A 13430-nucleotide genomic window follows, 5' to 3' on the forward strand; every position below is an offset into this window, starting at 1 on the left:
CCTGGAACGCGGGTTGGGTTAACAGCCCTCAGGGGTTCAAATCCCCTATCCTCCGCCACCGATCCGGCCGGTCCGGATCTAATCGGAACGTAGGTGTCACCAGCTGACACCTACGTTCCGATTCGTTTGGTGCACCGGCTGCTGTCGTAGCTCCCTCGTAAGCTGCGATGCACGACGCGGTTCGACGGAAGGTGTGCCAATGCCCGATCAGTCCGCCGAGGCTCTTCGGCGCGTCCGCGACTTCCCCCGACTGCGGTACATGGGGTCGAAATACAAGCTCGCACCGCACCTGGCCGAGGTCTTCGGCAACGTCGGCGGACGCAGCGCCGTCGACGCCTTCTGCGGCTCCGGCGTGGTGTCGTACCTGCTCAAGGCCCAGGGGTACCGGGTCACCAGCAACGACTTCCTCAACTTTCCGTCGGTCATCGCCCGCGCCACCGTCGAGAACTCGACGGTGGCCCTCGCCGACGACATCGTCGACACCATCTGCGACGCGCCGGCAGCCGACGACCGGGACTTCATCCAGTCCACCTTCGACGGGTTGTACTACACACCCGAAGCCCGTGAGTGGCTCGACTCGGCCTGGTCGCATATCGACCTGCTCACCGGGTACGAGCGCGACATCGCGATCTCGGCACTCGTCCTGTCGGCCGCCCGCAAACAGCCACGCGGCGTCTTCACATTCACCGATTCCACCAAGTACGCCGACGGCCGACGCGACCTGCGGCTGTCGTTCCCCGAGCACTTCCGCGAGGCCGTCGCGGCGTACAACGCGGTGGTCTTCGACAACGGCGTGTCGGGCCACAAGGCGCACCACGGCGACGTGTTCGACCTACGACCCGACAACAACGTCGACGCACCCCCGGACCTGGTCTATCTGGACCCTCCGTACGCCCCACCCACGGATGACGCCGACTACATCAAGCGCTACCACTTGCTCGAGGGGCTCAGCGCCTATTGGCGAGGCATGGAAATCATGGAGAACACCAAGACCAAAAAGCTGACCAAACGGTTCACCCCGTTCGCCTACAAACGAACCATCGAGGACGCACTGAGCCGCAGCTTCGAGCAATTCGAGGACGCCGGCACGATCGTCCTGTCCTACTCGTCCAACGCTCTGCCACCGGCCGACCGGATCGTCGACCTGCTCGGCAAGGTCAAGCCCCGCGTCGAAACTATCGCGGTAGACCACAAGTACAGCTTCGGCACCCACGCCGCCGCGACCCGTCAGAACGTGTCCGAGTACTTGTTCGTGGGGACAGATGAGTAACACGATCCCACTCGTCGATTACCGAGCGAACCTACGCAGCATCAGCGATTGGGTCGATCCGACCATCGTCACGCCGGGACGCTGACCTCGCCCGCATCCATGACCTCTGGGCGAAGGCCCGAATCGACGGAATGTACACCGTAGCCACACTGGATACGTTCCGCGAAGACTTACGAGATGCAGCGATCAGATCCCGGCTACTACATTGACCACGCGAAGCCTGTGGGTTCAATGCTCACGAAATTCGTTCGCAAGCAACCAATCCCGTGAGCGGGACAGAGCCGACGAAGACCCGCCCAAGGCGGGTCTTCGGAAGTGGCGCGTCCCTTGCGGTGAAGGTCTGTTTGGCGGCTACTCCCGCGCGGAGGAGACCAGCTGCGGCTGCGCGGAGCGGTGTCCGCGAACCTGGTCCGCCAGCGTGTCGAGGCGCTCGATCTGCTCGGTGGACAGTTCGACCTCGACCGCGGCCAGGTTCTCCGCGACCCGCTCGGGGAAACGCGAACCCGGGATCGACACGGCCTGCACACCGAGTTGCCGTCCCTTGTTGTAGAACCAGGCGAGCGCGAGCTGTGCGCCGCTCACTCCGGCATCATTCGCGATCTGCAGGAACTCGTCGAGGATCGGCTGGTTGTAGGCGAGGTTGGTCGGGGTGTAGCGCGAAATCTTGAGCCGCACATCGCCGTCGACGAGGTCGTCGTAGTTCAGCAGGCCGGTCAGCCATTTGCGGCCGAGCGTCGAATAGGACACAAAGCCGACGCCGTGTTCTTTCGCCGACGGCACGACGAAACGCTCGACATCGCGGGATACGACGCTCCACTCCGACTGAATGGCCGCGATCGGATGCACGCCGGCGGCCCGGCGGATCTCGTCGCCGGTCGCTTCCGACAGACCGATGTGCAGCACCTTGCCCTCGTCGATGAGTTCCTTGAGCGCGCCGACCGTTTCCTCGATAGGGACGATCGGGTCTACGCGATGCTGGTAGTAGAGGTCGATGCGGTCGGTACCCAGGCGTCCCAGGCTCAGCTCGACCTGTTCGCGGATGTAGTCGCGGTCGCCGCGCACGCCGCGCTGCCCGACGCCGCCTTGCTTCACGATCCCGAACTTCGTCGCGAGCTGCACCTCGTCGCGACGGGTCTTGAGCAGCTTGCCGATCGTCGTCTCGCTGCGTCCGTCGCCGTATCCGTTCGCGGTGTCGATGAACGTCACACCGCTGTCGACGGCCTGGTTGAGCGTGCGCAGTGCATCGTCATCGGTCACCGCGCCGTACACATCGGTCAGCGACATCCCACCGAATCCGAGTGCCGAAACCTTGAGCCCGTCACCGAGCTCCACAATTGCCGTCATGTGCGTCCCTTCCACGTTCTCCGCTGTGTAGACGAACACTAACGATCAACCAGGCTTCCGCAACGTCGCGAGAACCGATTCACGCAGGTCAAAGCCTTAATCTCCGGCGAGTTCTAGGACGCGACCAGCTACCCGGCCGCAGCGATCCGGTCGTGTACCTCCCAGGCTCCGATGGTGGCGCGGATGGCGGCGATCAGCGTCAAAGGGCGGTCGAGCATCGGGTGGTGGCCGCTGTCGGGGAGTTCCACCATCGGCACCCGGTGGTCGAGGAGTTCGTTGATGTCGGCGGCCATCTCGTCGGGAATGAGGCCGTGTTCGCAGCGTACGTAGGCGGTGCGGACGTTCATCTCCGGCAGCCGGTCACGGAGTTTGAAACCACCATGCTGGTGCGGGGTGAAGATCCCGCGGTCGAACTTCCACACCCAGTTGCCGTCCACCTCGTGCACCGATTGTTCGGCGATGTTGCGGCCCACGTACGGCAGCACGACGTGCTGTGCGGGTTGTGGCCGGAAGCGGGCGACGATCTCCTCCAGAGTCGATTTGCGGGGGCCGTGATGTTTGTTTGCCGACCGGGCGCGTTCCTGCATGGGCCTGATCTCGGGCGGTTCGTCGTTGAGCGGCGAGTCGATGATCATGATCCCGGCGAGTTCGTCGCCGAAGTCGACGGCGATCTGTGAGGTGACCCAGCCACCCATGCTGTGCCCGACGACGAACGGCTTACCGTCGATGCCGCCGGCGCGGGCCGCGGACATCGCCTCCTTCGCCCAGACCGGCGTCCAGTACATGTCGCGGCGGCCGCTGTCGCCGTGCCCGCTCATGTCGAGCGCCACGATCCGGTGGGTGCCCGCACCGAACGGTGCGACGTGATCCCACCACGACGAGTTGGCTCCGCCGCCGTGCACCAGCAGGATGCCGGGCATACCCACCTCGCCCCAGGCACGGTAGTGGATCTCGCAGCCGTCGACCGTCGTCGAGCCGTGTTCGGGTTTATGCGCAAGCGCCCTGGTGAACCATGCGGGTGCGTCGACAGGATCTGAGGTGGCGGACAACGCGAACTCCTTTCGGCGGTGACGTATCCATAACACCACCCGCCCGCGCTCACCGGTTCGTTTAGCTCAGGTTCAGGTCCAGTGGCGACGCCGCGCCCATGCTGAGCAGCGCCAGCACCTCGGGCCGGATACCGGGACGGAAGGTGACCTTGGCGCCGCGCACCGACTTGCCGTCGCCGATTCCGGAGAGATCGACGTCGGCGAGGGCGACCCGACGCAGAGCGTCGGTGCCGTTCATGTTGGTCGTCGACGTGCGCATGCTGAGTACGCCTTTGCCGCCGCGGACGGTGATGATCGGGTCGGCCAGCGCGATTTCGAGTAGGTGGAACTTCGTGAAGGCGACGATGGTGCCCTTGAAGCGCAGCGTTCCGGTGCCGCCCAGGACCTCGCCGCCGGTGCGGGTGAAGGTGAGCCGGTCCTGGTCGTCGACGCCCGCGCCGTCGGTGCCGTACACGGTGCCCTGTGAGCGTTCGGTGACGGTGGCATAGAAGTTGGGCGAGTAGGCCCAGGCCAGGTCGGCGGGTGCGGGTTTCGGGGTGTTGGGGCCGGGCTGTGTCGAATAGCTGACCGGCACCGACAGTTCCTGCGCCGCGTTGACGGCTCCGGCTGCGGCGTAGGTGTAGACGCCCCAGCGAGCTCCGGCCGGGATCTCCTTGGGCGTGGACGCCTTGAGCTTGGCGGTGAACGATCCGTCGGCTGCCAGCGGTACCCACTGCTGACGGATGGTGCGGCGCATGTCGAACGGCGCTGACGGCACCCTGGCGAGTGCGTCCCGCGACATCGCCCATTGCACGCCGAGTCTGCTGGTGGCGCGTGCCGATTCCGGGGCGTCCTGCGACGGCCGCCACTTGGGTGCGAAGGCACCGAACGCGATGAACGTGCCGTTCGGGACACCCGGCGGCACCGGGAGCGGGAATCCGCCGGTGTTGGCGTTCGGGTCGAAACCGCGGCCCTTGACCACCAGGATGTCGCCGGCATGGACGCGGGTACTCCCGACGGGGGTGACGCCGTCGGCGAGGTACACCTCGATGTGCGGCCGGAACGTCGGCGCGGCACCGGCCTCCGGCGCCCGCACTCCCGCTGCCACGACGAGAGCCAGGCTCAACCCGGCCATCACCACCAATGTGCCGATTCTGCCGCCGACCCTCGACCTACGGATTCCTGTCGCCATGAGGGCACCCTAATACTCGGCCGACGGCGCGGAATACCCCCATTGGTCCCGGCAACCGACTGCGACGATCCACTCGGCACCCTAGGGTCGGGGGATGCAACAGTACGCACTTATCGCCGCGGGTCTGCTGGCGCTGGTGGTGGGTGCCGAGGCACTGGTCCGGGGCGGTGCGAGTATCGCCACCCGGCTCGGCGTGTCCCCGCTGCTGGTGGGCCTGACGGTCGTGTCGATCGGCACCAGCCTGCCCGAACTCGCCGTCGGAATCGACGCCGCCGTCAACGACGCGGGTGCGATGGCGATCGGCAATATCGCGGGCACCAACATCGTGAACATCCTGCTCATCCTCGGTTTGTCGGCGGCGATCGTCCCACTGGCGCTGCAGCGGCGCACCCTGCGCATCGACCTGCCGTGCATGGTGTTCAGCGCAGTACTGCTCCTCGTACTGTGTGCGGGAGGAACGCTGTCGCGGTTCGACGGCGCGCTGCTGCTGGTTTTCGCGATCGCCTACACGGGGCTGGCGATTCGTGCCGACCTCACGTCCAAATCCTCACCGGCCGAGCATCCGACAGCAGACGCACCGGACGAACCCAGCCCGTGGTGGACCGCCGCCGCCCAACTCTGTGGCGGTATCGCCCTCGTGGTCATCGGCGCCGACTGGCTGGTCGACGGTGCCGTACACGTGGCCGACGACCTCGGTGTCAGCAAGGCCGTCATCGGCCTGACCGTGTTGGCGATCGGGACATCGGCACCCGAACTGGTCACCACCCTGGTGTCGACGGTGCGCGGCAATCGTGACCTGGCCATCGGCAATCTCATCGGGTCGAGCGTCTACAACATCACGTTCGTCCTCGGCACCACGGCGCTGGTGCGCCCAATGGCTGTGGACGACAGCCTGATCCGCATCGACATCCCGCTCATGGCGGCAGTCACCCTACTGTGCGTTCCCGTGTTCATCTCGGGCCGAAAGATCTCCCGGTTCGAGGGTGCCGCGTTCGTCGCCGCGTACGCGGTGTATCTCACGCTCCTGCTGGTGTTCCGGACCTGACTGACCATCGATCCTGTTGCCGTGTTCATCCCAGTGTGCGGCAACCTTTCTGCTCGGCTGCACCCGCGGCGGCTCACCCGGCATCTTCGGGTAGCTCGGCGGATACGGCATGTCGCCCAAGCCATTTGAGTCGTCGCGGGCCACCATCTCCAGCAGCGGTTCGATGCCGGTGCGCCGGTCATCGATGTCGGCCCACGGATCTTCCCGGCGTGCAACCAGATCCGGGACACTAGCCATCGTGAACACCGCCGGGTCGACGTCTGCGAGTTCGGACCAGGTCACCGGCATCGACACCCGGCCGTCGGGACTGCGGCGCACCGAATACGGGGCGCACATCGAGCGATCGCGGGCATTCTGGTTGAAGTCGATGAAGATCCGGCTGCCGCGTTCTTCCTTCCACCACGACGTGGTGACGGTGTCGGGATCGCGGCGTTCGAGTTCGCGGGCCAGTGCGATGACGGCGCGCCGTCCGGCGATGAAGTCCCACCGCGGCTCGATGGGAACGTACACGTGAATGCCCCGGCTGCCTGAGGTTTTCACATATCCGAACAGGCCCAGTTCGTCGAGCAGCGGATGGACGAGTTCGAGGGCGACGCGCCGCACATCGTCGAAATCGGTTCCCGGCGACGGGTCGAGGTCGATGCGCAGTTGATCAGGATGATCGTTGTCGGGGTGCCGGGTGGGCCAGGTATGGAAGACGACGGTGCCGTAGTTGGCTGCCCACACGATGTCGGCGGGCACCGTGGGTCGCAACGCATCTCCCTTGCGGCCCGACGGGAACGTGATGGGCGTGGACAGTACATGTTCGGGTCGTCTACGCGCGATGCGCTTCTGGTAGATCTGATCACCCTGCACCCCGTCGGGATACCGTTCGATGAATGTCGGCCGGTCGCCGACGGCCGCCAGCATCGGTCCGGCCAGCGCGAGGGTGCGGTAGTAGCCGACGAGATCTCTTTTGCGGCCGCCGTTTTCACCGAGTTCGGGAAAGTAGATCTTGTCGGGGTTCGACAGCCGCACGGCGATACCGTCGACGTCGAGTTCCTCGGCGGGCGACCGCGAAGCCATGTCAGTTCCCTTCCAGCACGTCGTGCAGGTCGTAGGTGAGCGGAACCTCCAGCTGCCCGTAGCCGCAGCTCGCCGGATCACGGTCGGGACGCCACCGCAGGAATTTCACGGTGTGCCGGAATCGATGATTCTCCATCTGGTCGTAGGCGAATTCGGCAACCAGCTCCGGCCGCACCGGAATCCACGCACCGTCCTTACCCGACCGCCAGCGGGTCTGCTCACCCATCGCGGGGGTATCGGGATCGAGTCGCATCGGTTCCAGAAGTTGTTGCAGTTCAATCCGTTTCGCATCGGAGAATGCACTGGATCCGCCCACCATGTGCAGGTCGCCGCCGTCGGTGTGCAGTCCGAGCAGCATCGAGCCGATTCCGTTGCCGCTCTTATGAATCCGGTAGCCGATGATCACGCAGTCCGCGGCACGTTTGTGTTTGATCTTGATCATCTCGCGTTTGTTCTGCACATACGGACCGGCCAGGCGTTTACCCACCACGCCGTCGAGACCGGCACCCTCGAACGCCGAGAACCATTCCCGGGCCATCTCCGGATCGGTGGTCACCCGACTCACCTGGAACGTCCGGTCCCGGCCGCCCGCGGAGTCCACCGCGCCGAGCAGGGTACGCCTGCGCACCTCGAACGGTTCGTCGAGCACGCTCACCTCGCCCAGTGCGAGGGCATCGAATCCGATGAACACCGCAGGCGTCTTCTCGGCCAGCATGCTGATGCGGGATTCGGCGGGATGAATGCGCTGCGACAGCGAATCCCAGTCAAGACGGTAGGTGTCGCCGATGAGTGCGGGCACCCCGAGTTCACCATCGAGGACCACTTTGTCGGGGAGTTCGGCCTTGGCCGCCGCCACGATCTCCGGGAAGTACCGGGCCAGGTCCTTCCCACCCCGGGACCCGATCGCCACCGTGTCGCCGTCCCTGAAGAGCAGCGCCCGGAATCCGTCCCACTTCGGCTCGAACGACCAGATGGGCTCGTCGTCGGGCTGATCGGGTACCGCGGCGACCGCCTTGGCAAGCATCGGCGCGACGGGCGGCATGACCGGAAGCTGCATCTTCCCATCCTGCCACGCAGAAACTCCGACATAGCCCTTCGCGGGGGCATATCGCCCCAGCCCGGCCAACTGCCATATCGCCAGGAATTGATCGAAGCCGGTAGCCTCAAGTCCCGATGACCACCGCCGGCCGCTTCGCCCCCTCCCCGTCCGGGACACTGCATGTCGGGAACCTGCGGACGGCGCTGCTGGCCTGGCTGTTCGCGCGCACCACCGGACGGACGTTCCGAATCCGGATGGAGAACCTGGACCGCACCGCCCTCGGCGCCGACACCCGGCAGCTCGCCGATCTCGCGGCCCTCGGCATCGACTGGGACGAGCCGGTGATCTACCAGACCGACCGACTGGACATGTACCGCTCGGTGATCGCCGAACTCACCGACGCGGGCGAGACCTTCGAATGTTTCTGCACCCGCCGCGAGATCCTGGAGGCACCGTCGGCGCCGCACGCCCCCGAAGGCGCCTACCCCGGAACATGCCGCGAACTGACCACCGCCCAGCGGGCGGAGAAGATCGCCGCCGGACGCCCGCCGGCCATCCGATTACGTTCGGCCATAACCGAGTTCACCGTCATCGACACCCAGCTCGGCGAATACACCGGCATGGTCGACGATTTCGTCATCTGCCGGGGCGACGGTACGCCCGCCTACAACCTCGCCGTCGTGGTCGACGACGCCGCGCAGGGCGTCGATCAGGTGGTGCGCGGCGACGATCTGCTCTCGTCCGCACCCCGGCAGGCGTATCTGGCGACACGGCTCGGCTATCGCCCGCCAGGCTATTCGCATGTGCCGATGGTGCTGAACGACAAGGGAATCCGGCTCAGCAAACGCGACGGTGCGATCACCCTCGAAGATCTTGCCGCCGAAGGGGTCACCACGACGACGGTCCTGTCCCGCCTCGCCGAATCCCTGGGCCTCGCCGATCACGACGAGATCGTCGACACCGCAACACTCGCCGCCCGATTCGACTCCGCGTCACTACCCCGCGATCCCTGGATCATCACCCCGGACGTCTGGGCCTGAGCCACCCCTCGATCAGTCGGTGGTGGCCAGGAGGCGTTGCAGGACGTCGTTGATGGAGAGCATCCCGATGCTGACGTCACCGTCGGTGACGGTGGCGACGTGACTTCGGGTGTCGCGCATCTTCTGCAGCGCCTCGTATACGGGCGATGCGGCGTCGAGGGCCAGCACGGGCCGCATGATGTCGGCGGCACGCACCTGGTCGTCGACGGATACGGCGTCACGCACATGCACAACACCGTCGACGAGGCCGTTGGCGCGTACGAGAATCCGGCGGAAACCGGTCTGACGGCTCATGTCCCGGATCTCGGCGGCGGTCGCGTCGGGGCGGACGCTGGTGAGGGCCGCGCCGGGCGGCAGCACGTCGCGCACCGTCAGCTTGGACAGTTCCAGCGCACTGGCCAGGTGGGTGTGGTAGCGCTCGTCGAGCGTGCCGACGTCGGCCGAGTGTTCCACCAGATGGGCGAGTGCTTCCGAATCCTGCCCGGCACCAACCTGATCGACGGCCTCCACACCCAGCTTGCGCAGTATCCCGTTGGCGAGCCGATTGAGTGCTTCGAGCAGCGGACGGGTCAGCCACATGAATCCGCGCATCGGTAGCGCGAGGAGGATCGCCGACTTCTCGGGGTGCGCGATGGCCCACGATTTGGGCGCCATCTCCCCCACCACCAGGTGCACGAACGTCACGATCAGCAGCGCGAGGATGAAGCCGAGCACGTCGGCCAGCCAGTGCGGAGCACCCCAGTGGTCCAGGACCGGCGTGATCCAGTGGTGCACAGCAGGTTTGGTGATCGCACCGAGCGCGAGCGTGCACACGGTGATACCCAGCTGCGAACCGGCCAGCAACACAGGAAGTTCCGACGCGCTACGCAGAGCAGCCGCGGCGCTGCGACTACCGGCCGCGGCGTCCTCCAGCCGGTGCCTGCGGGCGCCGATCAGCGCGAACTCGACGGCCACGAAGAAAGCACTGAGCGTCACCAGCCCGATCGTGACCAGCACAACGATCAACGGATTACTCATCGCAGCCCTCCTGCCGTGCGACGGCGTCGACCGTCACGAACACCAGCGACGGCACCCGCTTGTCGATCTCCCGGACCAATGCCCGCACTTCGAGCGGTGTGACTTCCTCACCGGTCGCCAGGTCGGCCGGGTCCGGATCGAGCGGAATGACCACTGAGTCGCCGACCGCGGGCAGTCCCTCGAAGGTGGTGATGACGAGCCCGGCGATCGTCTCGTAGTCGCCCTCGGGCAGTTCGTATCCGATGATCCGCGACACCTCGTCGAGGTGGGCGTCGCCCTGGATCAGCCAGCCGCCGTCGGTCTTCTCCACGTCCTCGGGGGTGACCGGGTCGTGTTCGTCATCGATCTCGCCGACGATCTCCTCGGCGATGTCCTCGATGGTGATGATGCCGGCGAAGCCGCCGTATTCGTCGATGACGATGGCCAGTTCGCCGTCGGCGGCCTCGATCTGCTCGAGTACTTCGGTCAGCGGGAGGGAGTCGGGGATGGCGATGGCCGGGCGGCACAGCGCGCCCGCGGTGACGGCCGGGTCGGCGCCCGCATCGGACCAGTTCAGCAGGATCTGCAGGTCGATGATGCCGCGGACCTCGTGCGCACCGTCGACCACCGGGTACCGGGTGTGTCCCGAGCTCATCAGCTCGAGCACCTCGGAGGCGAGGTCGTCGACGGAGACGGTGTCGACGTTGCCGCGCGGGATCATCGCGTGCTCGGCGCTGCGAGTGGGAAAGTCGAGGACCCGATCGAGCAGCGTCGACAACGGCGCGGGCAGTTCCCCGGTTTCCCGCGATTCGGCGACGATGTGTTCGAGGTCGCGCGGGGTCGCCGAATGTTCGACGTCGTGGACGGGTTCGATGTGCAGCAGTCGCAGCAGGAGTTCGGCGGCCTTGTCGAAGACGGTGATGATCGGGCCGAATACCGCCAGGTAGATGGTGGTGGACCGGGCGAGCCAGCGGGCCACCGGGTCGGGTTTGGCGATGGCCAGGTTCTTGGGGACCAGCTCACCGAACACCATCTGCACGACCGTCGAGAATCCGACGGCCAGGACGGTGCCGATCGCGATGCCGACCGACACCGGGATCCCGATATCGCCGAACAGCTCGCCCACTCCGTTGCCGATGAGGGGTTCGGCCACGTAGCCGACGAGCAGGCCGGTGATGGTGATGCCGAGCTGGGCGCCCGACAGCATGAACGACGTGCGGCGCGTCACCGACAGGGTGCGTTTGGCAGCGGCGTCACCGGCTTCGGCGCGGGCGGCCAGGCGCGATCTGTCGACCGACATGAAGGCGAATTCCTGGGCGACGAAATAGCCAGTCAGCGCGGTGATCGCGAAGACGACCAGAATGCCCACCAGGATTCCGAGAACGGTCAGCACGGCAGATCCTCACAGCCCGTAGCCAGGACGTGGATGCCGGGCGGGGCGCAGACGTCAGAGGGGGTCGGGGTCGATCGTCGGCGGCGTTTTCGGCGCTTGGCGCGTCTCATTCTTCTCTCACTGTTCGGGCACCGGCTGTACGGAGCGCCTGGCAGCTCGGCTGCCCGGCAATCGTTCGATCCAGGGTGCCGAAACTCGGTCATCGGTGCAAGTCACTGCGACCCCGATCACCGATCGTCCACCAACCTGGGTGCGGCCGGTCAGGAATTGGCGTAATAGCGGCCGAGGAAGTCGTCGCGGTAGGCGATGTAGTCGCCCGACTCGATGGCCCGGCGCGCACCGTCGACAAGATTCACGACGAACGAGACGTTGTGCAGCGTCGCCAGCGTCGCGGCCAGGCCTTCCTTCGCCTTGAACAGGTGATGCAGGTAGGCGCGACTGTACTGCGAGGTGTAGTTCTCGGTGTCCGGGTCGAGCGGTCCGAAGTCCTTGCGGTATTTCGCGTTGGTGACGTTGTAGCGGCCGTCGCGCGAATAGATCGCGCCGTTGCGGGCGACGCGAGTGGGCGAGACGCAGTCGAAGGTGTCGACACCGTTCTCGATGGCGGTGAAGATGTCGTCGGGTTCGCTGATTCCGAGCAGGTGTTTCGGCGCATCCTGCGGCAGTTCGGAATTGACCCAGCCGACGATCGTGCCCAGGTTGTCCTTTTCGAGGGCGCCGCCGATTCCGTAGCCGCCGAAGCCTTTTCCGCCGGCGGCGCGGTCGGCGTCGCCGAGCGCCACCAGGTCACGAGATGCCTTGCGGCGCAGGTCCTCATACTGCGCACCCTGGATCACCCCCCACAGTGATTGCTGCGGACGGTGACTGCGCTGCACGCTGAGCCGATTGTGTTCGGCGAGGCAACGAATCGCCCACAGCCGGGTACGTTCAAGCGAACTCTCCTGGTACGCACGGGTATTCATCAACGTCGTGAGTTCGTCGAACGCGAAGATGATGTCGGCGCCGAGCTGATGCTGAATCTGCATCGACACCTCGGGGGTGAACCGGTGCTTGGACCCGTCGAGATGGGATTTGAAGGTGACACCGTCGTCGTCGACGTTGGAGAGGCGTTCCTTGCCGTTCGCTGTGAGCTCGTCGTCGGGTGCGTCGGTGGCATCCATCGAGATGACCTTCTTGAACCCGGCGCCGAGCGACATGACCTGAAAGCCGCCGCTGTCGGTGTAGGTGGGTCCGGACCAGTTCATGAATTTCCCGAGCCCGCCCGCCGCGTCGATGATCTCGGGCCCCGGCTGCAGGTACAGGTGGTAGGCATTGGCCAGCACGGCCTGCGCACCGAGCGCGGCCACCGACTCCGGCAGCACCGTCTTGACCGTCGCCTTGGTACCCACCGGCACGAACGCCGGCGTGTGGATGTCACCGTGCGGGGTGCTGATGACGCCGGTGCGGCCGAGAGTGCCGGGCAGCGATGTGCCGACCGTGTAGTCGACGGACGCGCCGGGCTGAATGTCTGATCCGATGGTCACCGGTGCATCTTCCCAGCTCACCACCGGCGGCCTCAAACCGGCGACGTGGGGTTCGCTACCGTAGGTAACCATGACGCGCCGTTTGCCCCGCATTGCCGTTTTCGTCGCCACCGCCGCCCTGGCGTTGTCGCTCGCGGCCTGCGGTTCGGAGGACGACGCGACCGGCTCCCCGTCGTCGGCGCCTTCTGCCTCCTCGTCCGATACGCCGGCTTCTGCCAAGACGTCGGCGAAAACGACGAAACCGCGCTCGGAGAATCCGTCCGCACCGATCGTCGGCGGCCCGGTCCCGGCGTCCCAGCGCAGCTCACACAAGCCGGACCCCGACCGCGAGACCCGCAAGACATCGTCGGCACCCACCCCCACGGACGGTGAATGCGGCACCACGCAGGGCCCCGACGGCGCGCTGCACGTGGTGATCCTCGCCGGCGACGTGACCTGCGCCGAGGCCAAGGACCTGACCAAGCAGTACAACGCCAAGGCGATCGCGACCGGTCA

At 66.1% G+C, this 13430-nt stretch carries 12 protein-coding genes; 4 read left to right on the plus strand and 8 right to left on the minus strand.

All coding sequences use genetic code 11. The features are described from left to right. Positions 1–199 precede the first annotated feature (199 nt). Positions 200–1270, plus strand: a complete 1071-nt coding sequence (locus KDB67_RS05020) for a DNA adenine methylase (RefSeq protein ID WP_291013152.1) — start codon at positions 200–202, stop codon at positions 1268–1270. A 351-nt stretch (positions 1271–1621) separates the two neighbouring features. Here KDB67_RS05020 and KDB67_RS05025 read toward each other — a convergent pair whose 3' ends face one another. The 3 genes from KDB67_RS05025 to KDB67_RS05035 form a co-directional block, all read right to left on the minus strand. Next, a complete protein-coding gene (locus KDB67_RS05025; protein ID WP_291013155.1) occupies positions 1622–2614 on the minus strand; it encodes an aldo/keto reductase in 993 nt (330 codons plus the stop codon). A gap of 128 nt (positions 2615–2742) precedes the next feature. Further along, positions 2743–3663: an alpha/beta hydrolase gene (locus tag KDB67_RS05030; RefSeq protein WP_291013158.1), complete on the minus strand. Its 921-nt coding sequence runs from the start codon at positions 3661–3663 to the stop codon at positions 2743–2745. Between the two features lie 61 nt (positions 3664–3724). Continuing rightward, the gene (locus KDB67_RS05035; RefSeq protein WP_291013160.1) at positions 3725–4834 is read right to left on the minus strand and encodes an HtaA domain-containing protein; all 1110 of its coding nucleotides are present in this window, start codon (positions 4832–4834) and stop codon (positions 3725–3727) included. Positions 4835–4928: 94 nt separating this feature from the next. Here KDB67_RS05035 and KDB67_RS05040 point away from each other — a divergent pair, with 94 nt between their 5' ends. Next, complete coding sequence (locus KDB67_RS05040; protein ID WP_291013163.1) at positions 4929–5879, plus strand: calcium/sodium antiporter; 951 nt, start codon at positions 4929–4931, stop codon at positions 5877–5879. Here the strand turns inward: KDB67_RS05040 and KDB67_RS05045 are convergent. Continuing rightward, positions 5766–6944, minus strand: a complete 1179-nt coding sequence (locus tag KDB67_RS05045) for a DNA primase small subunit domain-containing protein (RefSeq protein ID WP_291013166.1) — start codon at positions 6942–6944, stop codon at positions 5766–5768. The genes KDB67_RS05040 and KDB67_RS05045 overlap by 114 nt on opposite strands. Position 6945: 1 nt before the next feature. Further along, on the minus strand, positions 6946–8001 hold the full coding sequence (locus KDB67_RS05050; RefSeq protein ID WP_291013168.1) for an ATP-dependent DNA ligase: 1056 nt from the start codon (positions 7999–8001) through the stop codon (positions 6946–6948). A 116-nt stretch (positions 8002–8117) separates the two neighbouring features. Between KDB67_RS05050 and gluQRS the strand changes: the two genes are divergently transcribed. Then, a complete protein-coding gene (gene gluQRS / locus KDB67_RS05055) occupies positions 8118–9023 on the plus strand; it encodes a tRNA glutamyl-Q(34) synthetase GluQRS (protein ID WP_291013171.1) in 906 nt (301 codons plus the stop codon). A gap of 12 nt (positions 9024–9035) precedes the next feature. Here gluQRS and KDB67_RS05060 read toward each other — a convergent pair whose 3' ends face one another. From KDB67_RS05060 to tgt, 3 genes are all read right to left on the minus strand, one after another. Further along, complete coding sequence (locus tag KDB67_RS05060) at positions 9036–10040, minus strand: CNNM domain-containing protein (protein WP_291013174.1); 1005 nt, start codon at positions 10038–10040, stop codon at positions 9036–9038. Further along, complete coding sequence (locus KDB67_RS05065) at positions 10033–11412, minus strand: hemolysin family protein (RefSeq protein ID WP_291013176.1); 1380 nt, start codon at positions 11410–11412, stop codon at positions 10033–10035. The genes KDB67_RS05060 and KDB67_RS05065 overlap by 8 nt, the downstream gene beginning before the upstream one ends. 260 nt (positions 11413–11672) lie before the next feature. Next, entirely contained in the window at positions 11673–12935 is a 1263-nt protein-coding gene (gene tgt / locus KDB67_RS05070) for a tRNA guanosine(34) transglycosylase Tgt (protein ID WP_291013179.1), read from the minus strand. 70 nt (positions 12936–13005) lie between these two features. Between tgt and KDB67_RS05075 the strand changes: the two genes are divergently transcribed. Further along, positions 13006–13430: hypothetical protein (locus KDB67_RS05075; protein WP_291013181.1), on the plus strand; the 425-nt coding region annotated here is incomplete at its 3' end.

This window comes from Gordonia sp. (in: high G+C Gram-positive bacteria), assembly GCF_020438995.1.
In the GTDB taxonomy this organism is placed as follows: domain Bacteria; phylum Actinomycetota; class Actinomycetes; order Mycobacteriales; family Mycobacteriaceae; genus Gordonia.

Excerpts from the sequence above, each read along its gene's own strand:
- KDB67_RS05020 (WP_291013152.1), top strand. The coding sequence starts at position 200 with ATGCCCGATCAGTCCGCCGAGGCTCTTCGGCGCGTCCGCGACTTCCCC.
- KDB67_RS05025 (WP_291013155.1), bottom strand. The coding sequence starts at position 2,614 with ATGACGGCAATTGTGGAGCTCGGTGACGGGCTCAAGGTTTCGGCACTC.
- KDB67_RS05035 (WP_291013160.1), bottom strand. The coding sequence starts at position 4,834 with ATGGCGACAGGAATCCGTAGGTCGAGGGTCGGCGGCAGAATCGGCACA.
- KDB67_RS05040 (WP_291013163.1), top strand. The coding sequence starts at position 4,929 with ATGCAACAGTACGCACTTATCGCCGCGGGTCTGCTGGCGCTGGTGGTG.
- KDB67_RS05045 (WP_291013166.1), bottom strand. The coding sequence starts at position 6,944 with ATGGCTTCGCGGTCGCCCGCCGAGGAACTCGACGTCGACGGTATCGCC.
- KDB67_RS05050 (WP_291013168.1), bottom strand. The coding sequence starts at position 8,001 with ATGCAGCTTCCGGTCATGCCGCCCGTCGCGCCGATGCTTGCCAAGGCG.
- gluQRS (WP_291013171.1), top strand. The coding sequence starts at position 8,118 with ATGACCACCGCCGGCCGCTTCGCCCCCTCCCCGTCCGGGACACTGCAT.
- KDB67_RS05060 (WP_291013174.1), bottom strand. The coding sequence starts at position 10,040 with ATGAGTAATCCGTTGATCGTTGTGCTGGTCACGATCGGGCTGGTGACG.